Below are 24,735 nucleotides of genomic sequence, written 5' to 3'. Positions count from 1 at the left end.
AGACAGCGGTGGGGGTTGCCCGCGCCTTTCCCCGCGCCCCCAAACCCAAAAGCCGGGGCGCACCCCCACCCCCTAGGGGCGCGGGGAACTGCGCGATCAGCCACGACGGGCCCGCAGCCAAGCTTCCGGCCGGCACCCCCACCCCCTGGGGGCGCGGGGAACGGCGCGGTCAGCCACGACGGGCCCGCGGTCGAGTCTCCGGCCGGCACCCCCACCCCCTGGGGGCGCGGGGAACTGCGCGATCAGCCACGGCGGGCCCGCAGCCAAGCTTCCGGCCGCCACCCCCACCCCCTGGGGGCGCGGGGAACGGCGCGGTCAGCCACGACGGGCCCGCGGTCGAGTCTCCGGCCCGCGGTTCCCCCCCCGGCCCGGGGAACCGCGCGGACGGCCCCCGCCGGGGCCGCAGTGGGGTTCAGCGGGTTCGGGAAGTCGGGCGGCGGGCTTCGAACAGTCCCGCCTGGGTTTCCGGGGGCGCGTTGCCCAGGGTGATCAGGTGGGGGGCCTGGGACAGGGCCGTGGACCGGGTGGCCTCCTGGGCCGTCCACAGCGCCCGGACCGTGCCCTGGACCGCCGCGGACGGATAGGAGGCGATGACGGTCGCACAGCTGACCGCCGCCGTCACCGCCTCCCCCCGCCCCGTCACCTCCGACACCAGCCCCACCTCGTACGCCCGCCGCGCGGAAACCCGTTCGGCCGTTCCCATCAGGGCCATGCGGGCGACCTCCCCGAACGGCATCCGCTGGGCCAGGTACACGGACTCGTACGCGCTGACCATGCCGTACGTCGTGTGCGGATCGAAGAACGTGGCCGTCTCGTCCGCGATCACGAAGTCCGCCTCGCCGAGCAGGTAGAACGCCCCGCCGCACGCCATCCCGTTCACCGCGGCGATCACCGGTTTCCACAGGCCGGATGCCTTCGGGCCGATCGAGACGAGTGGATCGTCCAGCATGTAGGGCGACTCCGGCTGCGGGACTTCCGCGTCCCGGTCGAGTCCCGTCGAGAAGGCCCGGTCGCCGGCTCCGGTGAGGACGATCGCCCGTACGGTGTCGTCGAATCTGAACTCCGCCCAGAGCGACTTCAGTCGAGCGGTCATCTCCAGGTCGATGGCGTTGAGGCGTTCCGGGCGGTCCAGTGTCACCACCGCGACGCCCGTCTCCTTGTCGGTGGTGGTCCGCAGGGGGGTCATGGCCGCTCCAGTACCCAGCGCGGCAGCCGGAGGCCGTCCCCGCTGTCGGCGCCGAACACCACCTGTACCCGCGCCCCGATCCGGATCCGTTCCCCCGCGACCGAGTTGAGCGCCGCGTCGGGCCCGCTGACGAGGTTGCCCACCAGCCGGATCCGGGGCGCGTCCGCCAGTTCGACGACGATCACGTTGTAGGGGGCCTGCGCCGCGTAGTCCGGCAGGAGCGGGGGGTGGGGGATCACGTACGACCAGATACGGCCCCTGCCGCTCATCCTGCGCCACTCGCTGTCGAAGGAGTGGCAGTGCGGGCAGCAGGGGCGGGGCGGGAAGCGCAGTTCGCCGCAGCCGGGTTCGGCGCAGGCCTGGACGCGCAGCTCGCTGCGGGCCGCGTACTCCCAGAAGGGGGCGCCGTCGTCGTCCACCACGGGTGTGAGCATGTGGCCTCCTAGGTTGACTCGGTTCCTCGGTTCCTCAGTTCCTCAGGAGCAGCGCGGACGTCGGGACGCCCTCGCCCGCCGTGACCAGGCAGGTCGCCGCGCCCGGCACCTGCGCCGTACTGGTCCCCCTGAGCTGCTTCACGCCCTCGTTGATGAGGTTGAAGCCGTGGACGTACGCCTCCGAGAGCCCGCCGCCGCTCGTGTTCAGCGGCAGCCGGCCGCCGATCTCCAGGGCGCCCCCTTCCGTGAAGGCGCCGCCCTCGCCCCGGCCGCAGAAGCCGTAGCCCTCCAGGGAGAGCGGGATGAGCGGGGTGAACGCGTCGTAGATCTGGGCGACGTCCACGTCCTCCGGGGTGAAGTCCGCCTGTTTCCAGAGATGGCGGGCGGCCGTCCAGGCGGGGCCGGTCAGCGGGTCGTCGTTCCAGTAGTTGACCATCCCGTGGTGCTGGGCGGGCAGGCCCTGGGCGGCGGAGTGCACGTACACGGGTCTGCGGCGGCAGTCGCGGGCGCGTTCGGCGGAGACGATCACGCAGGCCAACGCCCCGTCCGTCTCCAGGCAGTTGTCGAAGAGGCAGAGCGGCTCACTGATCCAGCGCGAGGTCATGTACATGTCCCGGGTCAGCGGTCGCTCGTACATCATCGCGGCCGGGTTCTGGTTGGCCCGGTTGCGGCAGGCGAGTGCCACGTTGAAGAGGTGGTCGCGGGTCGCCCCGTACTCGTGCAGATAGCGGCGGGTCAGCATGGCTATCTCGTCGGCGGGGCGCAGGAGGCCGAAGGGGCGGGTCCACTGGGCGGGGGTGGGGAGCTGGACGGTCGTGTTCTTCCACGGGCGCGGTCCGCTGCCGCGTTTGCGTGAGCGCCAGGCGACTCCGACCGTCGCCTGTCCGGTGGCCACCGCGGACGCCAGATGCGCGACCGTGGCGCACGAACCGCCGCCCCCGAAGCCGACCTTGCTGAAGAAGCTGAGGTCACCGAATCCGACGGCCTTGGCGATCTCGACCTCGTCGGTCTCCTCCATGGTGTAGGAGGCGAGTGCGTCGACCTCGGCCGGTGCGATCCCCGCGTCGTCGAGGGCGGCGAGGATCGCCCGGCAGGCCAATGTCTTCTCGCTGTCCGGGAGTTGCTTGGCGAAAGGCGTCTCCCCGATCCCGACGACGGCCGTCGCGTCCTTGAGTCCCGCTGCCCCTGTGCCCGCCGCTGCCCGTGCCATGGACGCACCTCCACCCTGGTCCACGAATGCTGACAGGGCGTCAGGCTACAGCTAATCTGACGGGTAGTCAGCTAGCGGTCGGCCGGTCGGTCGACCGACCGCTCGGGCGATGGAGGGAGGCCTGCTGTGCGCGGCGACTTGGAGTGGGAGACGATCCCGGGGCTCGTGCGGGCGGCGGCCGAGCGGTACGCGGACGTGGAGGCGGTCGTCGAGGGCCGTACCCGCGTCACGTACGCGGAGCTGGGTGCCCGGGTGGAACGCGCGGCGGCGGCCTGCGTCGCGAACGGCGTGGAGCCCGGCGACCGGGTGGCCATCTGGGCGCCCAACACCCTGGACTGGATGGCGTCCGCCCTCGGCGCGGTGTCGGCGGGCGCGGTCCTCGTCCCGCTGAACACCCGCTTCAAGGGGACGGAGGCCGCGTACGTACTGGCCCGGAGCCGGACGAAGCTGCTGTTCGTGACGGGCACCTTCCTGGGGACCTCGTACGTGGCGTCCCTGCGGCGGGCCTGCGCCGAGCGCGAGGAGCCGGCCGATCCCGGCGCGGGCAGCACCCGTACGGGCCGGGGCGCGGGCCCCCTCCCGGGGCTCCCGCATCTGGAGCAGGTGGTCGTCCTGTCCGACGACGCCCCCGCCGACTTCCGCACCTGGAAGGACTTCCTGGCCAGCGGGGACGGGGTGGGGGAGGCCGAGGTGCGGGCACGGGCGGCGGCGCTCGACCCGTCCGCCCCCTCGGACATCATCTTCACCTCGGGCACCACGGGCCGCCCCAAGGGCGCCGTGATCACGCATGCGCAGACCCTGCGGGCGTACGACGTCTGGTGCGAACTGGCCGGTCTGCGTGAGGGCGACCGCTATCTGATCGTGAACCCCTTCTTCCACACCTTCGGCTACAAGGCGGGCGTGATCGCCTGTCTGATGCGGGGCGCGACGATGATCCCGCAGCCGGTGTTCACCGTGGACACGGTCCTCGCGAACGTGGCCTCGGAACGCATCTCGGTGCTCCCCGGCCCGCCCACCCTCCACCAGTCCCTCCTGGACCACCCCAAGCGCGACGCGTACGACCTGTCGGCCCTGCGGCTGGTGGTGACGGGCGCGGCGGTCGTGCCGTTGCTGCTGGTGGAGCGGTTGCGGGCGGAGCTGGGCGTGGGCACGGTCCTCACCGCCTACGGGCTCTCCGAGGCGAGCGGGATCGTCACGATGTGCCGCCGCGGCGACGAGCCGGACGTGATCGCGTCCACGTCCGGCCGCGCGATCCCCGGCACGCAGGTGCGGGTCGTGGACGGGGAGGGCACGGCCGTCGCCCCCGGCACCCCGGGCGAGGTCCTGGTCCGCGGCTTCAACGTCATGCGCGGCTATTACGAGGACGCCGCGGCCACCTCGGAGGCGATGACCCCGGACGGCTGGCTCCGCACGGGCGACATCGGTGTCCTGGACGCGGCCGGCAACCTCCGGATCACCGACCGCATCAAGGACATGTTCATCGTCGGTGGCTTCAACGCGTACCCGGCGGAGATAGAGCAGCTCCTCGGCCTCCACCCGGACGTCGCCGACGTGGCCGTGATCGGCGTCGCGGACGCCCGGCTCGGCGAGGTCGGCAAGGCGTATGTCGTACGCCGTCCGGGCGTCCCGCTCACCGGCGACGACCTGATCGCCTGGGCGCGCCGCGAGATGGCGAACTACAAGGTGCCCAGGGCGGTGGAGTTCGTCGGCGAACTGCCCCGGAACGCCAGCGGGAAGGTCGTCAAGGGGGAGCTGCGCAGCCGGCGTTGAGGGGCCCCGCCGGTTTCTGGCGGGGCCCCGGACCGCTCACGCGCCGTGCGCTACTCGCGGGCGGACAGCGCGTGGGCAGGGGCCGTGCGCAGGGCCTGCCGGGTGGGGAGTTCGACCGTGACGAAGGCCGTGGTGATCACGGTCAGCGCGACCGCCGGGAGCAGCCACACCGGTCCCGCGGGCCACGGCCGGTCCAGGAAGCCGATGCCGAGCAGCACGAGCGGGATCGCGGACAGCAGCAGCCCGGTGGCGACCGCGGCGACCCCGATCACCGCGGCCTCGCGGCGCATCATCGCGAGGATCTGGCGCGGGGTGGTGCCGTTGAGGCGGAGCGTGGCGATCTCGTTGCGCCGCTGGGCGGTCGTGGCGACCAGCTTGTTGGCGATGGAGAGGAGGAGGTAGCCGAGGAGCACGACGATGGTGGCGAGGTTGATCCAGACCGTCGCCGGTGCGTCGCTCAGGCTGTCGCCGGACCCGGTGTCGGTGGGCGCCAGGGCCAACCCGGGCCGGGAAGCGGCGAGTTCGGCGAGGGCGCGCTGTGCGGTGCCGGTGCCGTCGGTGCGTACGAGGACCCTCTGGTCGAGGCCGGCGGTGGTGTGCCCCGCGGCGAGGTCGTGGGAGAGCGCGACCGGGCCGAAACCGAGGCCGCGGTCGTAGACGGCGACGACCTTCGGGCTGACCCGGCTGCCGTCCCCGAGGACCAGGTCGATCCGCTTGCCGACACCGGCGTCGCGGGAGCGGGCGACCTCGCTGTCGACGGCGACCGTGTCACCGGTGAGCCCGGCCAGGCTGCCGTCCCGTACGCCGAGGTCCAGGACGCCCGGCGCGGCCGGGGTCAGGATCATCGCGGAGGCGGCCTCGACCTCCGGTTCGCCGAACATCTCGTACTCCCACACGACCGTGGTGTCGCTGACCGGGGCCGCCGCCCGTACGCCCTCGGTCCTCCGCACGTCCGCGAGGGTGCCGGCGGGCACACCGCCGAGTCCCGGTGCGCTCAGGCTCTGCTGGGCGAGGGTGCCGGTGCGGGTGTCCTGCGCGGTGGCGCTCATGACGGTCGTCTGGGCGAGAATGTAGGTCAGGACGAACACGACCGCCATGGCGAGGGCGCTGACGACCCCCGACAGCCGTAGCGCGTACCCGCGGATGTTCGCCACCGCGAGCCAGGTCGGGGCCGAGACCCCGGGCCGCAGCCGCCGGGCCGCCGTGTCCCCGATGCCCTTGACCAGGGCGGGTCCCGCCAGGGCGAGACCGATCGCGCCGATGATGCCGGCCATGGAGGTGGCCGCCGCGCCGAGGACCGTCCGGCTCAGCAGCGGCACCACCGAGAGCGTCGTCGCGGCGACGATCAGCAGCAGGCCCGCGCGGATCCGGATCTTCGACGGCGTACGGGGCTCGCTGCGCGACTCGGCGACCGCCTCGGTGGCCGGCAGCCGCGAGGTGCGCCACGCGGCACCACGGGCCGACACCTGCACGGCGATCCCCAGGAGGAGGACGGCGGCGAGCGCGGGCAGCGGGCTGTACGTGAGCGGCAGGCCGTCCGGGATCACCGCGCGGTCGACGAGCATCCGCCGGAACTGACCGGCCAGCAGATAGCCGAGGCCCACACCGGGCACGACCGCCACAGCGGCGATGACCGAGGCCTGCGCGGCGGCCAGCCGCCTGATCTGCTTCGGGGTCGCGCCGACGGCCCGCATCAGGGCGAGATCGCGGCGCTGGCCGCCGATCGACACGGCCAGGGCGCTCGCCAGCACGAACCCGATGATCAGCATGACGATCCCGGAGAGCGAACCGGCGAGCAGGATCAGCAGCGAACGGGCCGCGCCCGCGCCGGGAGAGGCGATGTCCCCACGGGCGGAACCGGTGGAGACGATCACTTCGGCGCCGTTGTCCGACTCCTTGCCGGCCTTCTTGTCCGTGTCCTTCTTGTCCGCGTCGGTGCCGGCGTTCCTGATCGTCTCGCGGGCCGCGGCGGCCACCGCGGCCTCGGCACCCGGCTCGGTGCGCAGACCCACCAGGTCGACGGTCCCGGCGCGCGCCGCCGCATCGCCGCTGCCGCCGTCGCGGCCCGCCAGCCGCCGGGCCGTCGGGTCGGCGAAGAGGATGCCCGCGCCCGGGGCGTCGACCACCGCCGTGACGCGGTACTCGGCGGCGGACCGGCCGGCCGCGACGATCTCGACCCGGTCGCCCGCCCGGACCCCCGCGGCCTCGGCCGTCGCCCTGTCGAGCGCCACCTCGGCGGCCCCGGACGGCTTGTCGCCACTGACCTCCCGATCCGTGAGCAGCTCGGTCGAGGACCAGCCGTGACCCGCCGCCCGCGGCTCCTCGGCCGGTACGACGCGGCCGTCGGCGTCGACCACGGCGGCGGGGAAGCTGACGTCACCCACCGCCGCGGTGACACCGGGCAGTTCGGCGAGCCGGCCGACCAGGGAGGCCGGGACCGTGCCGCGTTCCGGGAGGGCGATCGGCAGATCCCCGGCCGGACGGAAGCTCTGGTCGGTGGAGACCACGACGTCGGCTCCGGCGAGCCGGCCGGCCGGCAGCTGGGAGCGGAGGCCGGACTCGGCCAGTACCCCCGTGCCGGTGATCAGTGCCGCGCCGCCGAGCACCGCGCACGCCACCGCGGTCAGGGCGGTGATCCGGTGTCCTGCCATACGGACCGCGAGATGCAGCATGGTTCTAGACCTCTCCCAGCTTGACGAGACGGTCGGCCAGTTCGGGGGCGCTGGGCCGGTACAGGCGCTCGACCACCCGGCCGTCGGCCATCACCACCGCGTGGTGGGCCTGGGCGGCGGCGGCCGGGTCGTGGGTGACCATCACCACCGTCTGGCGCAGTTCGTCGACCAGTTCGCGCAGCAGGCCCAGCACCTCGTGGGCGCTGCGCAGATCGAGGGCGCCGGTCGGCTCGTCGGCGAACACGACGGCGGGCTTCGCCACCAACGCCCGTACGATCGCGGCCCGTTGCTGCTGGCCGCCGGAGAGTTCGGCGGGCCGGTGCGACATCCGGTCGGCGAGACCGACCCGCTCGACCAGCGTCCGCACCCATTCCCGGTCCGGCGCGCGCCCCGCCAGCCGCAGCGGCAGCGTGATGTTGTCGGCGACGCTGAGGGCGGGGACCAGGTTGTAGGACTGGAACACGAATCCGATGTGCTCGCGGCGCAGTTCGGTACGGCGGGTCTCGTTCAGCCCGCTGATCTCGCGCTCGCCGACACGGATGCTTCCCGAGGTGGGGGAGTCGAGTCCGGCGGCGCAGTGCATCAGCGTGCTCTTGCCGGAGCCCGAGGGCCCCATCACGGCGAGGAACGTGCCGTGCTCGACACTCAGCGACACGTCGTCGAGGGCGCGGACACCTCCCGCGTACGTCTTGCTGACGTTCACCAGCTCGATGGCCGGAGCGGTCGGCGCCGCCATCGGGTGGCCGGCTCCCGCGAGGACCCCGCTCATCGCCGGCCCCGCAGGTGACGGACGACGAGCGCGGTCACGCACAGGGCGGTGACCCCGCCGCAGACCAGGTGGACCCCGGTGGAGGCGGCGCTGTACGAGGCCACCATGTTGCCGACGGTGCTGATCACCAGGACCAGCCACAGCACCGTACGCACGAAGCGGTCCCGGGTGAGGCCTTCGCGGGGCGCGTCCTGCCGTGCGGGGTCCGTGCTCCCGGCGAAGCCGTCGAGGCGGTAGGGGTCCGTGGTCGTCATGGCTGTCCTCTTCGGAGTCGTCGAGTTCTTCGGACCCTGCGCGGTTCACGGTTCGCGGTGAGTGGTGCCTGGTTCGCGGCCGGCGGTTCGCGCTGCGGGTCTCGCTGTCGTGCCTTCGAAGTTACGGATCAGGACCCCGGCCGGCCGAGCCCGCCAGCAGCCCGAGTGGGGGTACAGCAGGCTGTACCTCTACGCTCCTCCACGACGGTGAAGCGGTCGCTCGTACGGGGCCGTGAACGAGCGAGAGAGGAGGGGCGGATGCCGACCCCGACCCCGCCCGGCGGACCCGATGACGGCGACGAGGACGACAGGCCCGGGATCCGGGAGACCGTCGTCCGGGCCGCCGGTGCGGCCGTCGCCGCGCTGGAGCAGCTCGTCGGCGGACTCGGCACCGCGCTGATGGCCCTGCTCGTCCTCGCCTGGACGGCCGTGACCGCCGTGACCTCCCTGGTGGGCGTCGGACTGCTGATGGCACCGCTCACCCTGCGCGCCCTGCACTCGCTCGCCGGCCGCGAACGCGACCGGCTCGGCCGGTGGGGACCCGAGGTCATGGGCCCGGACCCGGCGCCCACCGCGGTACGGCTCGCCGTCGTCGACCCGACCACGCGCCGCGAGCTGCGCTGGCTGACCCGGCACGCCACACTCGGTCTGCTGCTCGGCCTCGGCGGCCTGCTGCTGCCGTTGCTGGCCCTGCGCGACTCCCTCTTCCCGCTGTACTGGCGTCTGCTGCCGGAGGGCGCCACCAGCACGTCCCTCGGGATAGGGGTCGCCGAGACCTGGGCCGACGCGTCCGCCGCCGCCCTCCTCGGGCTCGGCTGGACCGCCATCATCCTGGGCCTCAGCCCCGGCATGGCACGCCTCCAGGCAAAGCCCGGCCGACTGCTCCTCGCCGCCGGACCCGACACCGACCTGTCGCTGCGCGTCGCGGAACTCACCGCCACCCGGGCCGCCGCCCTGGACGCCCACGCCACCGAACTACGGCGCATCGAACGGTCGTTGCACGACGGCACCCAGAACCGGCTCGTCACCGTCACCGTGCTCCTCGGCGCCGCGCGCCGCATGGTCGCCCGCGATCCGGCGGGCGCCGACGAACTCCTCGAACGCGCCCAGAGCGCCGCCGAACAGGCCCTGTCCGAGCTGCGTTCGGTGGCCCGGGGCATCCTGCCGCCCGTACTGGCCGACCGGGGGCTCGCCGGGGCACTCACCGGACTCGCCGCGAGCTGCCCGGTGCCCTGCCGGATCGACGTCCAGGCGCCCGAGCGGTGCGCCGCGTCCGTGGAGGCGACCGCCTACTTCGTGGTGGCGGAGACCCTGACGAACATCGCCAAGCACAGCGGGGCGCGACAGGCGGCTGTCACGGTCCGCAGCGGTGGCGGGCGGCTGCGCCTCGACATCACCGACGACGGCCGGGGCGGCGCCGACGAGAAGAGCGGGTCCGGGCTCACCGGCATCCGCAACCGGATCGCCGCACACGACGGCACCCTCGAACTGGCCAGCCCGCCCGGCGGCCCGACGACTCTCAAGGTGGAACTGCCATGCGGATTGTGATCGCCGAGGACGACGCGCTGCTGCGGGAGGGGCTGGCGCTGCTGCTGCGCGCGGAAGGACTCGACGTGGTGGGTACGGCCGCCACCGGTGACGGCATCCTCGACGCCATCGACACCCACAAGCCGGATGTCGCCATCCTCGACGTCCGCATGCCGCCGACGCACACCGACGAGGGGATCGTCGCGGCGGTGGAGGCCCGGCGGCGACGGCCCGATCTCGCGGTCCTCGTCCTGTCGGCGTACGTCGAGCAGTCGTTCGCCACGGAGTTGCTGGGCGGCGGGGTGAGCGGGCTCGGCTATCTCCTCAAGGAGCGGGTGGGGCGGGTGGAGGAGTTCCTGGACGCGCTCCATCGGGTGGCGGGCGGGGGTACGGCCATCGACCCGGAGGTCGTCGCGCAGCTGTTCACCCGCAGCCGGCAGGACACCCGGCTGGAGCGGCTGAGTCCGCGCGAGCGGGATGTGCTCGCGCTGATGGCGGAGGGGTTGGGGAACGGGGCGATCGCCGAACGGCTCGTGGTCACGGAGGGGGCCGTGCACAAGCACATCCGCAGCATTTTCGCGAAGCTGGACCTGTCGCCGGCGGATCAGGTGGATCGGCGGGTCGCGGCGGTTCTGAGGTACCTGGACGATGCGCGTCGGCGGGCCTGACTGGCCGTCATGGGATGGCGCTGGCCGGGTTGTGGGGTGCGGGTTCCTCCGGCCGGGGTGTGGGGTGCGGGTTGGTGGGGGCTGGTCGCGCAGTTCCCCGCGCCCCTGGGGTGGTGGGGGCCTCCGGCCGGGTTGTCGTGTGCGGGTCGGTGGGGGCTGGGCGCGCAGTTCCTCGCGCCCCTGGGGTGGTGGGGGTTTCGGCGGGATTGTCGTGTGCGGGTCGGTGGGGGCTGGGCGCGCAGTTCCCCGCGCCCCTGGGGTGGGAGGTGGCTTTGGTCGGGTCTCGTGTGCCCCGCGGTCCTTCGAGCGTGGGTACAGCAGGCGCTACCTTCTTGCGGGGGAGTGCACCCCCTTCTGCCGGGGCGCCTGCTTGATCGTGATGCACAGGTGGAGTTTCTAGCGTGGTGGTCGTACCGCGACGACGGCCCGACCCCGACCGAGACGCTTGGAGCCCGTGACCCATGAAGACCGAACTCACCTCCCGAGTGGTGGCCACGACCCTGGCGACCGTACTGGCCGGCATCGGCCTGACCCTGCCCGCCGCGGGCGCGACCGGCGCCACCGGCACACCCGCGCACAGCGCCTCGCACAGCAGGGCGCTGCAGGCCGGCGTGGACGCGGTCATGAAGACCGGGACCGTCGGGGTCGTGGCGCGCTCGACGGGCCCGCGAGGCGCGCGGTACGCCACCGGCGGGGTCGCCGACCGGACCACGGAGGAGGCCGTACGCCCCGGTGACAAGTTCCGGATCGCCAGCGCCAGCAAGACGTTCGTCGCCACGGTGATCCTGCAACTCGTCGGCGAGGGACGCCTGTCGCTCGACGACACCGTGGAGCACTGGCTGCCCGGAGTCGTCTCGGGCAACGGCAACGACGGCGGCGCGATCACCGTACGGCAGCTGCTCCAGCACACCAGCGGGCTCTTCGACTACACGTCGGACTTCCCCGAGTTCACCAGCACGGCCGGCTACCAGGCCGAGCGGTACCGCACCTGGACCCCGGAGGAACTGGTCGCCGTCGCGATGCGGCACACCCCCGGATTCGCGCCGGGCAAGGGGTGGAGCTACTCCAACACCAACTACATCCTCGCCGGAATGATCATCGAGAAGGCCACCGGGCACACCTGGAACGAGGAGGTCACCAACCGTCTCATCCGCCCGCTGGGCCTGCGCGACACCCTCGTGCCGACCACCGAGTCCCGTATCCCCGGACGCCATCTGCGCGGCTACTCCAGCTTCGAGGAAGCGGGACCGGCGATCGACATCACCGAACTCAACGCCTCCGCGGGCGGCGCGGCGGGCGCCATGATCAGTACGACGGCCGACCTGAGCCGCTTCTACCAGGCGCTCCTCGGCGGCCGGCTGCTGCGCCCGGCGGAGCTGACGGCGATGAGGACGACCGTGCCGGCCCCGGAACTGGATTCCGCCTGGCCCGGCGTGCGGTACGGCCTCGGCCTGATGAGCGTCCCGCTGTCCTGCGGGGGCGTCTACTACAGCCACGGGGGCAACCTCCCCGGCTACACCACCCGCAACGGCATCAGCGCCGACGGCAGCCGCACCGTGGTCCTGAACTCGACCGGCGACGGTTCGACGGACTCGTCCACCCAGGACACCGAGAACGCTGTGATCGACGACGAACTCTGCGCGTGACACCGACCCCGGGCGCACCCCGTCAGGGGCGCCCTGAAGGGGCGCGGGGAACTGCGCGACCGGCCCCCACCGGCCCGCAGATGCGCACGCAACGTGCCTACGTAGGAGTCGCCGAGCCCCGCGCAAGCGACTCCCGAGCCGCCGCGCGCAACGCATGGATCTCGTCCCGGGCCCCACTCCGCGCGGGAGCGCCCCGCCCGGCGGCGCCCACCGTGTGCTCGGCCTTGCGGAGCCGCGCCGCCGTGGACGGGAACCTCGCGATCTCCACGGTGACGGCCCAGGTGTCGAGCAGCTGGATGATCGGCCCGAGACTGCCGGTGCGCGCGGCGGCCTCGATGGCCCCGTCGGTCTCCCGCTCCAGTTCGGCGAGCCGGTGCGGGGCAACCCGGATGACGGCCGCGCGTAGGGCGCCGGGTGTCCGTTCCGGCCGGGGAACGAGGGGTCTGCCGGGCTCGATGGGCTGCGCTGTCATCGTGATCCGCACAGTACGGCGTACGGGCGGGCACCGCGAGGGGCGGGACGGGCCCGGCGACGAATTCCGGCCGCACCCCCGGAAGCCCCGGGCACGACGACGGGCCGAGCGCCGGTCCGGGGCTCGGCCCGTCGGGTGGCGGGATGTCAGCGCATCGGGTTGTCCGGCGGGGTCACGGGCATCGGGTTGTCCAGCGCGACCACCGGCATCGGATTGTCCGGCGCGGGCGCGGGCATCGAGTTGTCGGCCAGCGCCGGACTCGCGGCCGCGGCGGTGACGCCGAGCATCAGGGTGAGGGTCGTGAGTAACTTCTGCGTACGGGTCATACCGACTCCTGGGTGAGAGGGAACGGCCGGACGCCCGAAGACGCCGGTCCTGTACGGGTGCTTCGCCCCGCCGAGCCGAAACGGCTGACGTCGCCGATCGGCCGGATCGTGTCCGGACAGACTTCGGCCGCGGTGGCTCCCCCTCCGCGCCACCGCGGCCGATCCCCGTCGGGAGAAAGGTCTCTACTTGCCGCCGTCGAGGTCCAGCGCGGGCGGCGAAGGCATGCCGTTGTCCAGCGTCCGGATGTCGCTCTGGGGCGGCATCGGCATCCCGTTGTCCAGCGGAGTGGCGACCGGGTCCTCGGCGGGAGGAGTCGGCATCCCGTTGTCGAGCGGAGTGGCCACGACCGGGTCCTTCGCGGGAGGAGTCGGCATCCCGTTGTCCTGCGTGGTCGCGGTGGGGTTCGTGTCCTTCGTCTGGTCGCTCATGGCCTGTGTCCTCCGTTGTGTTGACGAGTGAGGAACGCCCGTCCAGAGACTCCCCCGAGGGCCGCTGGACGGGCGTTCGGAGCCGCACACTAGCCGTTGGGCTCCTGGTCAGACCGTCTGCCCCCCGACGCGACGGTGTGACAGATATGAGAGTGCCGCGCGGAGATAAACGAATGCTGAACGTCCGCAACGGCCCGGGTGCGGGCCCGTCGCTCACGCCGCCGTGGCGGGCGTGAGCAGGACCCTGACCTCCTCGGCCTGTGCGGAGCCGCCGTTCTGCTCCAGGAGGTTGACCGCCTCGCGCCAGCAGGCCCTGGCCCGGTCCACCTGCCCGACCATGGTGAGCGCCCGGCCGAGCAGCGTCAGCACGGTCCCCTGCATCCGGTCGCCCCCGATGCAGCCGAGCGCGAGCGCCTGCTCGGCGTGCTGGGCGGCCTGCGCGGGCCGGCGGGCCGCGAGATGCACCTCCGCCATACGGAAGTTGGTGGTGCCTTCCCAGAGCCGCTGGCGGTGGCTGGCGAAGACGGCGAGGGCGTCGGAGAACTGGTTGAGGGACTCGGCGTGCCGGCCGGCCCGGGTCAGCGCGATGCCCAGCGTGAAGTGCCCGTTGGCCAGCCGCAGCGTCTTGCCGATCTCCAGGTACGTGGCCAGGGCGCGCTGGGCGATCTCCACGGCCTTGTCGGTGTTGCCCATGCCGAGGTGGGCGCGTGAGAGGTTGCACAGGCTGAGCGCTTCGAGGGGCCGGTTGCCGATGGCGGCGTATCCCTCTATGGCCTGCTCGAAGTACGTCTTGCCGCTCGCGTACTGCTCCTGGTGGAGGAAGGTGAGCCCCCGGTCGTTGGCTGCCCAGCTCATGGCCATGGCGTCCTGGGCGGTCGCGGAGAGGCCCAGGGCGAGCTGGGCCTGCTCGGCCGCCTGCTGGATCCGGCCGGAGACCAGCATCGGGTGGGTGAGCGTGGTGCGTGCTCTGCCCTCCGCGTGGGCGTCCCCCGCGGCCCGGGTGGCGTCGCACATCGCCCTGGCCGTGGTCTCGTACTGATGGGAGTTGGCGCCCGACTCGGCGAGATCGCGGGCGGCCCACAGCAGATCCACCGCCCGCCGCAGGAACTCCGTCCCCGCCGACTGCCGTACGCAGGCCAGCAGCGGCGCGGCCTCCGTGTAGAGCCAGTCCAGCGCGGCGCTGCCTCCGGTGAAGGTCAGGCCCGGGTACTGCGTCGTCTCCAGGTGGTCGACCAGGCGGTCGCCGGGGCGCTCGATGGCGTACACGCCCGCGGCCGTGGCGAGGTAGAAGTCGAGCAGGCGCGACATCGCGGCGGCCCGTTCGCCCGGCGGCTGTTCGTCGCGTTCGGCGCACGCACGCGCGTAGAGCCGTACGAGGTCGTGGTAGCGGTAGCGGCCGGGTGCCGCCGATTCCAGGAGCGAGGTGTCGACGAGGGATTCGAGGAGTTCCTCGGTGTCGTCGAGGGGCAGGTCGAGGACCGCGGCGGCGGCGGCCAGGGACATGTCGGGGCCGTCCGCGAGACCGAGCAGCCGGAAGGCGCGGGCCTGGCCCGCCTCCAGTTGCCCGTAGCCCAGCTCGAAGGTGGCCTTCACGGCCAGGTCGCCGGCCTGCAGTTCGTCCAGGCGCCGCCGCTCGTCGGCGAGCTTCGCGGCGAGGACCGAGACGGTCCAGGTGCGGCGGGCGGCCAGCCGGGAGGCGGCGATCCGGATGGCGAGCGGCAGGAAGCCGCAGGCCGCCACGACGTCCAGCGCGGACTGGCGTTCCGACTCCACCCGCTCGGTGCCGACGATCTTCGTGAAGAGCTGGAGGGCCTCCTCCGGCGACATCACGTCGAGGTCGACCAGGTGGGCGCCGGCCAGGTCGACCATCCGTACCCGCGAGGTGACCAGCGCGGCGCAGCCCTCGGTGCCGGGCAGCAGGGGCCGGACCTGGGCCGCGTCGCGCGCGTTGTCGAGGAGGACCAGGACCCGGCGGCCGTCAAGCACCGAGCGGTACAGGGCGGCGCGTTCCTCCAGCGTGTCCGGAATGGACGAGTCCGGGGTGCCGAGCGCGCGCAGGAAGGCGCCCAGTACGGCTTCCGGCGCCGCGGCCCGTGCGCCGGCGCCCTGCAGGTCCACGTACAGCTGCCCGTCCGGGAAGGCGACCCGTGACTGGTGGGCGACGTGGACGGCGAGCGTGGTCTTGCCCACGCCGCCGATGCCGGCCAGCGCGGAGACGGCCATCACGCGGCCCTCGGCGCTCGCCAGGACCTCGCACAGTTCGGAGACGAAGGACGAGCGGCCGGTGAAGTCCGGCACGGTCGCGGGCAGTTGGGCCGGGCGCACCGGGGTGGCCGCGGTCTCCGGGGCCAGCGGCGCCGAGGGTTCGGCGAGGCCCGGGTCGGCCTGGAGGATGCGCTGCTGGAGTTCCTGGAGTTCCGGGCTCGGGTCCACGCCCAGCTCGTCGGCGAGCAGCCGCCGGGTGTCCGCGTACGCGGCCAGGGCCTCGGCCTGCCGGCCCGAGCGGTACAGCGCCAGCATCAGCAGCCCGCGCAGCCGCTCCCGCAGGGGGTGCGCCGCGGTGAGCGCGGTGAGTTCGGAGACCGCCTCGGCGTGGCAGCCCTGTTCGAGGTCCATGTCGAGGCGGGACTCGGTGAGCTGGAGCTTCCACTCCTGCAGCCGGGTGCGCTGGGTCTCCGCGTACGGGCCCGGAACGCTCGCCAGGACCTCCCCGTCCCACAGGCTCAGCGTCTTGTTCAGCAGGGCGCGCGCATGGCACAGATCGCCCCTGCTCTTCGCCTTCTCCGCGTCGGCCGCCAGCTCCTGGGCCAGCGCGAGATCGAGGGTGGCGCCGCTGCCGGAGACGTCGGTGAGCCGGATCGCGTACCCGCCGGACTCGCTGACCAGGACGCCGGGGGAGAGGATCTTGCGCAGTCGCGAGGCGTACGTGCGCACGGCCGCCAGCGCCTGCGAGGGCGGGTCGTCGCCCCACAGGGCGTCGATCAGCTCGCCTGACGTCGCCGTGCGGCCCTCACGGAGCAGCAGGGCGGCCAGCAGGGCGCGTTGCTGTGGGGACCCCGTGGGCAGCGCCTGTGCCCCCCGCCAGGCGCGCACCGGCCCGAGCACGCTGAAGCGCAGGGCCACCGATTCCTCGGGTTCCCACTGCTCCGGTACTCGCGGTACACCGTCCATCGCTGTCCCCCTGCCGAACCGTCATGACAACCAGGCCAGTTTGCCTTGTTCATGGCGGATGCGTCAGCCGTGGGAGACACCGATCACAGGCCGCCATGCCAGATTCACGCAAGCCCACACAGGGCCCACACCCCCTCCCCGCAACCATGCGGGGTCCCGCCCGCATTCCGGAGATCGCCCTCCAGTAGCTGACGGGCCGTCAGATCAGCGCTACCGTACAACGCATGGAGACCTTCCCGAAGATCATCTCGGTGGACGACCACACGGTGGAGCCCCCCAACGTCTGGCGGGACCGGCTCCCGTCGAAGTACCAGGACATCGGGCCGCGCGTCGTACGCGCCCCGCTGAAGGAAATGACCTTCCTCGGCGGGAAGTTCGCTCCCGTCATGGGCAGCCCCGGCGACGACGGGCCGATCGGCGACTGGTGGGTCTACGAGGACCTGCACCGCCCGCTCACCCGCCTCGACACCGCCGTCGGCTACGACAGGGACGAGATCAAGCTGGAGATCATCACGTACGAGCAGATGCGGCCGGGCTCGTACGACGTCCCGCAGCGCCTCGCCGACATGGACGTCAACCACGTGCAGTCCGCGCTCTGCTTCCCGACCTTCCCCCGGTTCTGCGGCCAGACGTTCACCGAGGCCGCCGACCGCGAACTGGGACTGCTCTCCGTGCGGGCCTACAACGACTGGATGGTCGAGGAATGGTGCGGGCCCGAGGCGCGGGGGCGGCTGATACCGCTCACGCTCATCCCTCTGTGGGACCCGCAGCTCGCCGCACAGGAGGTACGGCGCAACGCCGCCCGCGGAGTACGGGCCGTCGCCTTCTCCGAGATACCTCCGCACCTCGGACTGCCCTCCGTTCATACGGACGAGTGGGATCCGTTCCTCGCCGCCTGCGACGAGACCGGCACGGTCATCGCGATGCACATCGGGTCGAGCAGCCGGATGCCCTCCACCTCCGCCGACGCGCCACCCGCCGTCGGCTCCACCATCACCTTCGCCAACTGCTGCTTCTCGATGGTCGACTGGCTGATGAGCGGCAAGTTCGAACGCTTCCCGAATCTGAAGGTCATGTACGCGGAGGGCCAGATCGGCTGGATCCCCTACATTCTCGAACGCGCCGACGTGGTGTGGGAGGAGAACCGCGCCTGGGGTGGCGTCGCCGACAAGGTCCACCGGCCGCCGTCCGAACTCTTCACCGAGCACGTCTACGGCTGCTTCTTCGACGACGCCTTCGGCCTGAAGAACCTGGACGCCATCGGCGTCGGCAACGTCCTGTACGAGACCGACTACCCCCACTCCGACTCCACCTGGCCCGAGTCCCGCCAGGTCGGCGAGGCCCAGATGTCCCACCTGGACGCGGAAGTGGTGGACCGAATAGTCCGCACCAACGCGATAGAACTCCTGTCCCTGACAAAAGACGGCCTCTGGCCAGGGCAATAACCCCACCACCCCCGCCCCGAAAGGGGCGCGGGGAACGGCGCGCTGAGCCACGACGCACCCGCAGAAACGCGCAAGGGTCACCCCCCCTAAGGGGCGCGGGGAACGGCGCGCTCAGCCACAACGAGCCCGCAGAAACACACGAGCCCCCGCCAACCCCAACGCGTACACGCGAACACCTTGTCTGACGAGCCGTCAGCTACGACGATGGACCGCGGCCGATACATATGACGGCCCGTCAGATAAGGGGCGCCGCTCATGCAGATCCTGCCCGAAGGGCGACTGGCGTACGGGATGCAGCTCCCGGTCCAGTCACAGAGCACCCTCTACGCCGAGGCGTGGGAGGCCGACGCCGGCCCGGACGACCTCGTACAGATCGCCCGCACAGCGGACGCATCCGGCTTCGCCTACCTCGCGAGCTGCGACCACGTCGCCATCCCGCGACGCCTCGCCGCCGCGATGAGCACGATCTGGTACGACCCGGTCGCCACCCTCGCCTTCCTGGCCGGCGTCACCGAACACGTCCGGCTCCTCAGCCACGTCGCCGTCGTCGGCCTGCGCCACCCCCTCGCCACCGCCAAGCAGTACGCGACCCTCGACCACCTCAGCGGCGGACGGCTGATCCTCGGCGTCGGCGCAGGACACGTACAGGAGGAGTTCGAGGCGCTGGGCGCGGACTTCGAGCGGCGCGGGGCCGTACTGGACGAGAACATCGACGCGTTGCGGGCCGCGCTGGGCCCGGAGGAGTTCCCGTCCCACCACGGGAAGCTGTACGACTTCGAGGGGCTCGGCCAGCGGCCCCGGCCCGCGCAGGAACACGTACCCGTGTGGATCGGCGGGTCCTCGCCCGCAGCCGTGCGGCGGGCCGCGGTCCGGGGGGACGGGTGGCTGCCGCAGGGGGATCCGCGGGAGCGGCTGCCCGAGCAGATCGCCCGGCTGGGGCGGCTGCGGGAGGAGGCGGGGGTGTCCCGGCCGCTCGTCGTCGGCGCGATCACCGAGCCGCTGTACGTGGGGCGGCCCTCGTGGGCCGTGGGGCGCCGTACGGTCTCCGGCTCCGCCGAGGAGATCGCCGAGTCGCTGCGGGCGTACGGGGCGATGGGGGTGCATCAGATCCAGGTGCGGTTCCGGTCGCGGAGCCGGGCCGAACTGACCGACCAGATCGCGGCGTTCGGGTCGGGGGTCGGCCCGCTGCTCGGGTAGACGGCCGGCCCCGTACCCGGCTGCGGATGCGTCGTGGCTGGTCGCGCAGTTCCCCGCGCCCCTGACGGGGCGCCGTTCGCCGCGCCCTGACGGGGCGCCCATCGGCTAGGGAGTGATCATGGGCAAGTTGGACGGTCGGGTCGTCGTCGTCACCGGGGCGGCTCGGGGGCAGGGGGAGCAGGAGGCGCGGCTCTTCGCCGAGGAGGGGGCCTCGGTCGTCGTCGCCGACGTGCTCGACGAGCAGGGGGAGACCCTCGCCAAGGAGCTGGGGGCCCGCGCCCGGTACGTGCACCTGGACGTGAGCCGGGAGGACGACTGGACCGCCGCGGTGGCGGTGGCGAAGGAGGCGTACGGGAAGGTCGACGGGCTCGTCAACAACGCCGGCATCCTGCGCTTCAACGCCCTCGTCGACACCCCCCTCGACGAGTTCATGCAGATCGTGCGGGTCAACCAGGTCGGTGTCTTCCTCGGCATCAAGGCCCTGGCCCCCGAGATCGAGGCGGCCGGCGGCGGGACGATCGTCAACACCGCCTCGTACACCGGGCTCACCGGCATGGCGTACGTGGGCGCGTACAGCGCGAGCAAGCACGCCATCGTCGGCCTGACGCGCGTGGCGGCGCTGGAGCTGGCCCCGAAGGGGATCCGCGTCAACGCCGTCTGTCCCGGCGCGATCGACACCGCCATGAGCAATCCGGCCCTGCTCGACCCGGCGACGGCGGACACCGGCTCGGCGGACACCGGCTCGGCGGACACCGGTTCGGCCGAGGCCGAGGCCGCGGCGGAGGCCGCGGAGGCGGCTTCGGCGGCCGTCGCCAAGCTGTACCGCAAGCTCGTGCCGATGGGCCGGATCGGCCGGGCCGAGGAGGTGGCCCGTCTCGCGCTCTTCCTGTCCTGTGACGACTCCTCCTACATCACCGGCCAGCCTTTCGTGATCGACGGCGGATGGCTGGCGGGCGTGAGCGCGATGTGAGCGGTGGCCGGGAGCCGAGAGCCCGATGTGACGGTCCATCAGCTATTGACGCCTCACGGGTGCGGTGCCACAGTCGGCGGCAGGTCAATCTGACGATGCGTCAGGTTCGGCGTTCGCCGGACGGATGACGGACACAGGGGACGGTGAACCTCCTTGGAATTCGGGCTCTTTGTACAGGGATACGTGGGCAAGCGGGCCTTGACCGATCCGCTCGCGGAGCACAAGGCGCTGATGGAGGAGACCGAGTACGTCATCCAGGCCGACAAGTCCGGCTTCAAGTACGCCTGGGCGTCGGAGCACCACTTCCTGGAGGAGTACTCGCACCTCTCCGCCAACGACGTCTACCTCGGCTATCTGGCGCACGCCACCGAGCGCATCCACCTGGGATCGGGCATCTTCAACCCGCTCGCCCAGGTCAACCACCCCGTGAAGGTCGCCGAGAAGGTCGCCATGCTCGACCATCTCACCGAGGGCCGGTTCGAGTTCGGCAGCGGACGCGGGGCCGGCTCGCACGAGATCCTCGGCTTCCTCCCCGGCATCACCGACATGAACCACACCAAGGAGATCTGGGAAGAGACCATCGCCGAGTTCCCCAAGATGTGGCTCCAGGACGAGTACGTCGGCTTCCAGGGCAAGCACTGGCAGCTCCCGCCGCGCAAGATCCTGCCGAAGCCGTACGGGAAGTCGCACCCCGCCATGTGGTACGCCGCCGGGTCGCCGCCCTCGTACTCCATGGCCGCCCGCAAGGGGCTCGGGGTGCTCGGGTTCAGCGTGCAGAAGGTCTCCGACATGGAGTGGGTCCTTGAGCAGTACAAGACGGCCGTCGTCGAGGCCGAGCCGGTCGGGGACTTCGTCAACGACAACGTGATGGTGACGACGACGGCGGTCTGCGCGCCCACGCACGACGAGGCGATACGGATCGCCGTGAGCGGCGGACTGCACTATCTGCCCTCGCTCGTCTTCCGCTACCACGACACGTTCCCGCGGCCCGAGGGTTTCCCGGTCTGGCCTGAGACGCTGCCGGAGTACAACGAGGAGTTCATCGAACTGCTCATCGCCGAGGAGCTGTTGATCTGCGGGGACCCGGACGAGGTGCTCACGCAGTGCAAGCGGTGGGAGCAGGCCGGGGCCGATCAGTTGTCGTTCGGGCTGCCGGTGGGTGTGCCCAAGGAGGAGACGCTCCAGACGATCCGGCTGATCGGGGAGCACGTGATTCCGAAGATCGATACGGATCCTGTGCACCGGACCACGCGGTTCCGCGGGGCGGTCTGAGGTTCGTCGGAGGGTGCGGGCCGGTGGGGGCTTGTCGCGCAGTTCCCCCGCCCCCGAAAACAAACGAAGGGGCTGTCGTGCTTGACCATCTGATCAAGGGTGCGCGAGTCGTCGACGGGTCGGGTGGGCCCGCCTTTGTCGCCGACGTGGGGATACGGGACGGGCGGATCGCTGCCGTCGGGGCGGTCACCGAGGAGGCCCGGACGTCCGAGGACGCCTCCGGGCTCGTACTCGCGCCCGGGTTCGTGGATCCCCACACGCACTACGACGCCCAGCTCTTCTGGGACCCGTACGCGACGCCCTCCCTGAACCACGGGGTGACCACCGTCGCGGGCGGCAACTGCGGTTTCACGCTCGCGCCCCTGCATCCGTCCCGCCCCGAGGACGCCGACTACACGCGGCGGATGATGTCCAAGGTCGAGGGCATGTCGCTGGTCGCCCTTGAGGAGGGCGCGCCGTGGAGCTGGCACTCCTTCGGCGAGTACCTCGACGCCCTGGAGGGCCGGATCGCGGTCAACGCGGGCTTCATGGTCGGGCATTGCGCGCTGCGGCGGTACGTCATGGGTCCGGACGCGGTGGGCGGGCAGCCGTCGGACGAGCAACTGACGGCGATGGTCGCGCTGCTCGACGAGGCGATGGCGGCCGGGGCCTGGGGGCTGTCCACCACCCAGTCCTCGACCCACTCCGACGGCGACGGGAAACCGGTCGCCTCCCGGCACGCCGGACCCGCCGAACTCATCGCCCTCTCCCGGGCGGTGGGCGAGCGCGAGGGCACCCAGATCGAGGCGATCGTGGCGGGCTGCCTCGACCAGTTCAGCGACGACGAGATCGATCTGTTCGTCGAGATGAGCGCGGCGGCCGGCCGCCCCCTGAACTGGAACGTCCTGACGATCGACGCGGCCGTCCCCGAGCGCGTGCCACGGCAGCTGGCGGCGAGCGAGCGGGCCCGTAAGGCGGGCGGGCGGATCGTGGCGCTCACGATGCCGATCCTCACGCCGATGAACATGTCGCTGGGCACCTTCTGCGCCCTCAACCTCATCCCCGGCTGGGGCGAGATCCTGGCCCTCCCGGTACCCGAACGGATCGAGAGACTGCGGGACCCCGGGGTCCGCGCCGAGATGCTGCGGCGCGCCGACTCCAAGGAGGCGGGCGTCTTCCGCCGCCTCGCGGACTTCGGCCGGTACGTCATCGGGGACACGTACAGCGCGGAGAACGAGGGCCTGACCGGCCGCGTCGTACGGGACATCGCGGCCGAGCGCGGTCAGGAACCCTTCGAGACGCTGGTCGAGATCTGTGCCGCCGACCACCTCCGTACGGTTCTGTGGCCGATGCCGACCGACAACGACCCCGACTCGTGGACCCTGCGCCAGGAGACGTGGCGGCACGAGGACGTCATGCTCGGCGGGTCGGACGCGGGCGCCCATCTGGACCGGATGTGCGGGGCGCCGTACACGACCCGGTTCCTGGGGGATTGCCTGCGGGGCCGGAAACTCGTCACGCTGGAGCAGGCGGTGAAGATGCTCACGGACGATCCGGCACAGCTCTTCGGGCTCCGTGGGCGCGGACGGATCGCGGAGGGTTTCCATGCGGACCTCGTGCTCTTCGACCCGGAACGGATCGACGCCGGCAAGGCCACCCTGGTGCACGACCTGCCGGGAGACAGCCCGCGCCTCGACTCCAAGGCGATCGGCGTCACGGCCGTGTGGGTCAACGGCGTCGAGTCGATACGCGACGACGTGGTGACCGGGGCCGTACCGGGCAAGGTGCTCAGGTCGGGCCGGGACACCCACACGGTGAGCACCAAGTGATGACCCGTCAAGCGGGCCCTGAGCAGCGGCTGTTCATCGGCGGCTCGTGGGTGGAGCCGGACGGCGGCCACTACGAGGTGATCGACCCGGCGACCGAGGACGTCGTCGGGTTGGCGCCGGAGGCCTCGCGGGATCAGGTGCACGCGGCGGCAGGCGCGGCCCGCGAGGCCTTCCGGACGTGGTCGCGCACGACACCGGAGGAACGGGCGGCCGTCCTGCACCGGGCGGCCGAGGAGATCCGGCGCAACCTCCTCCCGTACGCCGAACTGGCGCAGGCGGAGACCGGGGCCACCACCGGCACCGCGCGCGGGATGCAGGTGGGGGTCGGGGCGGCCCGTTTCCAGCGGTACGCGCGCGTGGAGCCCGTCGAGGAGCCGCTGCCCCCGCAGATCAACGAGGCGGGCCCGTTCGGCGGGGCCGCCGTGCTGGGCGCGCTCGCCGTACGCCGTCCGGTGGGCGTGGTCACCTGCATCACGTCGTACAACAACCCCTGGGCGAACCCGGCGGGCAAGATCGCCCCGGCGCTCGCGATGGGCAACACGGTCCTCGTGAAGCCCGCCCCGCAGGACCCGCTCTCCGTCTACCGGATGGCCGAGGCGCTGGAGGCGGCGGGCGTACCGCCCGGGGTCGTGAACGTCGTCTCCGGCTCGCGTGCGGAGGCGGGAGAGGCGGCCGTCGACTCGGACGACGTCGACATGGTCAGCTTCACCGGCTCGACGGCCGTCGGCCGGCGCATCGCCGAGGTGTGCGGGCGCGGCATGAAACGGCAGCTGATGGAACTGGGCGGGAAGGGCGCGGCGATCGTCTTCGAGGACGCGGACCTGGAGTCGGCGGTCCGGGGCATCGGAACGACGTTCTCGTTCTACAGCGGCCAGATCTGCACGGCCCCGACCCGGGTGCTGGCGCACCGCCCGATCTACGACCGCTTGGTCACTCAACTGTCTTTTTACGCTCGCCAGTTGCCGGTGGGCGACCCCCGATCCCCGTCCACGGTCGTCGGCCCGCTGATCTCGTCCGCGCACCGGAACCGGGTGGAGTCGTACGTCGAACTGGGCCGCAAGGAGGGCGCGCGGGTCGTCGCGGGCGGCGAACGCCCGCCGCTCGACCGGGGCTTCTACGTGGCCCCGACCCTCCTGGCGGACTGCACACCCGACATGCGGGTGGTCCGCGAGGAGATCTTCGGCCCGGTCGTCGTGGTCGTCCCCTTCGACGACGAGGAGGAGGCGGTCGCCCTGGCCGACGACACCGACTACGGCCTGATCGACTACGTCTGGTCCGGCGACGTGTCCCGAGCCTTCCGCGTGGCGTCCCGCCTCCGCGCCGGCGGCGTGGGCATCAACACGGTGGGCCGCAACATGGAGGCCCCGTTCGGCGGCTTCAAACAGAGCGGAGTAGGCAGAGACGTGGGCTCGTACGCCCTGCACGCGTACGCGGAACTCCAGTCACTGGTGTGGCCGGGCTGACGTCTGCCGAGTCGGCTGACCGCCACCGTTGCACTCGGTGAGGCGT

20 protein-coding genes are annotated in these 24,735 nt (G+C 72.2%); 10 read left to right on the top strand and 10 right to left on the bottom strand.

Annotated elements, in window-relative coordinates; all coding sequences use genetic code 11:
• Positions 1 to 412: 412 nt before the first annotated feature.
• From ACFVH5_RS26895 to ACFVH5_RS26885, 3 genes are read right to left on the bottom strand one after another with little or no spacing between them, the layout of a single operon-like run.
• Positions 413 to 1,186 carry an enoyl-CoA hydratase/isomerase family protein gene (locus ACFVH5_RS26895; RefSeq protein ID WP_385836326.1) on the bottom strand — a complete coding sequence of 258 codons (774 nt, stop codon included), beginning with the start codon at positions 1,184 to 1,186 and terminating at the stop codon, positions 413 to 415.
• Positions 1,183 to 1,620, bottom strand: coding sequence for a Zn-ribbon domain-containing OB-fold protein (locus ACFVH5_RS26890; RefSeq protein WP_385836325.1), 438 nt, complete (start codon positions 1,618 to 1,620; stop codon positions 1,183 to 1,185). The genes ACFVH5_RS26895 and ACFVH5_RS26890 overlap by 4 nt, the downstream gene beginning before the upstream one ends.
• A 34-nt stretch (positions 1,621 to 1,654) precedes the next feature.
• Positions 1,655 to 2,830 (bottom strand): lipid-transfer protein, encoded by a 1,176-nt coding sequence (locus tag ACFVH5_RS26885; RefSeq protein WP_385836324.1) that lies wholly within the window; start codon positions 2,828 to 2,830, stop codon positions 1,655 to 1,657.
• A gap of 126 nt (positions 2,831 to 2,956) precedes the next feature.
• On the opposite strand from ACFVH5_RS26885, the gene ACFVH5_RS26880 reads away from it, so the two are divergent.
• Positions 2,957 to 4,600, top strand: a complete 1,644-nt coding sequence (locus ACFVH5_RS26880) for a fatty acid--CoA ligase family protein (RefSeq protein ID WP_385836323.1) — start codon at positions 2,957 to 2,959, stop codon at positions 4,598 to 4,600.
• Positions 4,601 to 4,650: 50 nt separating this feature from the next.
• Here ACFVH5_RS26880 and ACFVH5_RS26875 read toward each other — a convergent pair whose 3' ends face one another.
• Genes ACFVH5_RS26875 through ACFVH5_RS26865 form a run of 3 tightly spaced genes read right to left on the bottom strand, consistent with a single transcriptional unit; the run spans position 4,651 to position 8,295 of the window.
• Positions 4,651 to 7,272, bottom strand: a complete 2,622-nt coding sequence (locus ACFVH5_RS26875; RefSeq protein ID WP_385836322.1) for an FtsX-like permease family protein — start codon at positions 7,270 to 7,272, stop codon at positions 4,651 to 4,653.
• Positions 7,273 to 7,276: 4 nt separating this feature from the next.
• Positions 7,277 to 8,041, bottom strand: coding sequence for an ABC transporter ATP-binding protein (locus ACFVH5_RS26870; protein WP_385836321.1), 765 nt, complete (start codon positions 8,039 to 8,041; stop codon positions 7,277 to 7,279).
• Positions 8,038 to 8,295: a hypothetical protein gene (locus tag ACFVH5_RS26865; RefSeq protein WP_385836320.1), complete on the bottom strand. Its 258-nt coding sequence runs from the start codon at positions 8,293 to 8,295 to the stop codon at positions 8,038 to 8,040. The genes ACFVH5_RS26870 and ACFVH5_RS26865 overlap by 4 nt, the downstream gene beginning before the upstream one ends.
• Positions 8,296 to 8,553: 258 nt before the next feature.
• Between ACFVH5_RS26865 and ACFVH5_RS26860 the strand changes: the two genes are divergently transcribed.
• The 3 genes from ACFVH5_RS26860 (at position 8,554) to ACFVH5_RS26850 (ending at position 12,136) form a co-directional block, all read left to right on the top strand.
• Positions 8,554 to 9,843, top strand: coding sequence for a sensor histidine kinase (locus ACFVH5_RS26860; protein ID WP_385836319.1), 1,290 nt, complete (start codon positions 8,554 to 8,556; stop codon positions 9,841 to 9,843).
• Positions 9,831 to 10,490, top strand: a complete 660-nt coding sequence (locus tag ACFVH5_RS26855) for a response regulator (RefSeq protein ID WP_384806321.1) — start codon at positions 9,831 to 9,833, stop codon at positions 10,488 to 10,490. Before ACFVH5_RS26860 ends, ACFVH5_RS26855 begins: the two co-directional genes overlap by 13 nt.
• A gap of 461 nt (positions 10,491 to 10,951) precedes the next feature.
• Positions 10,952 to 12,136 (top strand): serine hydrolase domain-containing protein, encoded by a 1,185-nt coding sequence (locus ACFVH5_RS26850; protein ID WP_385836318.1) that lies wholly within the window; start codon positions 10,952 to 10,954, stop codon positions 12,134 to 12,136.
• Positions 12,137 to 12,233: 97 nt separating this feature from the next.
• Here the strand turns inward: ACFVH5_RS26850 and ACFVH5_RS26845 are convergent, their stop codons facing one another.
• The 4 genes from ACFVH5_RS26845 to ACFVH5_RS26830 form a co-directional block, all read right to left on the bottom strand.
• On the bottom strand, positions 12,234 to 12,608 hold the full coding sequence (locus ACFVH5_RS26845; RefSeq protein WP_385836317.1) for a DUF6247 family protein: 375 nt from the start codon (positions 12,606 to 12,608) through the stop codon (positions 12,234 to 12,236).
• A 146-nt stretch (positions 12,609 to 12,754) separates the two neighbouring features.
• Complete coding sequence (locus ACFVH5_RS26840) at positions 12,755 to 12,934, bottom strand: hypothetical protein (protein WP_385836316.1); 180 nt, start codon at positions 12,932 to 12,934, stop codon at positions 12,755 to 12,757.
• Positions 12,935 to 13,117: 183 nt separating this feature from the next.
• Positions 13,118 to 13,363: a sigma-like protein gene (locus tag ACFVH5_RS26835; RefSeq protein WP_385836315.1), complete on the bottom strand. Its 246-nt coding sequence runs from the start codon at positions 13,361 to 13,363 to the stop codon at positions 13,118 to 13,120.
• Between the two features lie 213 nt (positions 13,364 to 13,576).
• Complete coding sequence (locus ACFVH5_RS26830; RefSeq protein ID WP_385836314.1) at positions 13,577 to 16,534, bottom strand: BTAD domain-containing putative transcriptional regulator; 2,958 nt, start codon at positions 16,532 to 16,534, stop codon at positions 13,577 to 13,579.
• A gap of 224 nt (positions 16,535 to 16,758) precedes the next feature.
• On the opposite strand from ACFVH5_RS26830, the gene ACFVH5_RS26825 reads away from it, so the two are divergent.
• From ACFVH5_RS26825 to ACFVH5_RS26800, 6 genes are all read left to right on the top strand, one after another.
• Complete coding sequence (locus tag ACFVH5_RS26825; protein WP_384806309.1) at positions 16,759 to 17,979, top strand: amidohydrolase family protein; 1,221 nt, start codon at positions 16,759 to 16,761, stop codon at positions 17,977 to 17,979.
• Positions 17,980 to 18,234: 255 nt separating this feature from the next.
• A complete protein-coding gene (locus tag ACFVH5_RS26820; RefSeq protein WP_385836313.1) occupies positions 18,235 to 19,176 on the top strand; it encodes an LLM class F420-dependent oxidoreductase in 942 nt (313 codons plus the stop codon).
• A 118-nt stretch (positions 19,177 to 19,294) separates the two neighbouring features.
• Positions 19,295 to 20,146 (top strand): SDR family NAD(P)-dependent oxidoreductase, encoded by an 852-nt coding sequence (locus tag ACFVH5_RS26815; RefSeq protein WP_385836312.1) that lies wholly within the window; start codon positions 19,295 to 19,297, stop codon positions 20,144 to 20,146.
• 153 nt (positions 20,147 to 20,299) lie between these two features.
• Positions 20,300 to 21,418 carry an LLM class flavin-dependent oxidoreductase gene (locus ACFVH5_RS26810; protein ID WP_384806303.1) on the top strand — a complete coding sequence of 373 codons (1,119 nt, stop codon included), beginning with the start codon at positions 20,300 to 20,302 and terminating at the stop codon, positions 21,416 to 21,418.
• 77 nt (positions 21,419 to 21,495) lie between these two features.
• The gene (locus ACFVH5_RS26805; protein ID WP_385836311.1) at positions 21,496 to 23,226 is read left to right on the top strand and encodes an amidohydrolase family protein; all 1,731 of its coding nucleotides are present in this window, start codon (positions 21,496 to 21,498) and stop codon (positions 23,224 to 23,226) included.
• Positions 23,226 to 24,689: an aldehyde dehydrogenase family protein gene (locus ACFVH5_RS26800; protein WP_385836310.1), complete on the top strand. Its 1,464-nt coding sequence runs from the start codon at positions 23,226 to 23,228 to the stop codon at positions 24,687 to 24,689. The genes ACFVH5_RS26805 and ACFVH5_RS26800 overlap by 1 nt, the downstream gene beginning before the upstream one ends.
• The last annotated feature ends 46 nt before the right edge of the window (positions 24,690 to 24,735 follow it).

It is taken from the genome of Streptomyces sp. NPDC127119, from assembly GCF_042677425.1.
Taxonomy (GTDB): domain Bacteria; phylum Actinomycetota; class Actinomycetes; order Streptomycetales; family Streptomycetaceae; genus Streptomyces.
This window is presented reverse-complemented; position numbering and strand designations above follow the sequence as displayed.